This is a genomic window from Exiguobacterium sp. SH0S7, assembly GCF_004337195.1.
GTDB lineage: Bacteria > Bacillota > Bacilli > Exiguobacteriales > Exiguobacteriaceae > Exiguobacterium > Exiguobacterium aurantiacum_A.
This window is the reverse complement of the sequence record NZ_SJVA01000057.1, coordinates 1-309: the sequence shown is the minus strand read 5'-3', so window position 1 is coordinate 309 and position 309 is coordinate 1. Positions and strand designations below refer to the sequence as shown.

1 protein-coding gene is annotated in these 309 nt (G+C 50.2%); it reads right to left on the bottom strand.

Annotation, left to right across the window (positions count from 1 at the left end; translation table 11 throughout):
* Positions 1 to 145 precede the first annotated feature (145 nt).
* Positions 146 to 309: IS3 family transposase (locus EVJ22_RS15400; RefSeq protein ID WP_145963190.1), on the bottom strand; the 164-nt coding region annotated here is incomplete at its 5' end.

Here is a 309-nt window from a genome sequence, read left to right as displayed (position 1 = left end):
TCGACCGTCCGGTGCGCCAGCCAGAAAAAGCCTTCCGGCTTCTGGTCACGATACATATAGCCCGCATCCGGGTCGGTCCGGCTCACCTTGATGAACCGGCTCTCCCTTTTCGGTGAGGCGGGCTTCATGGATTGTCAACACTTAATTAGACAATTTCGAAGAGGTATCTTTGTTTGTACTCCCTCGGCGTTAGGTAGCCCAATGTTCCATGGACTCTGATGTTATTGAACCAATGTATGTAATCACGTAATTCACGGTCGAGGACCGTTAGGTTCGGGAAGTTTCGCTTTCTGACGAACTCTGTTTTGA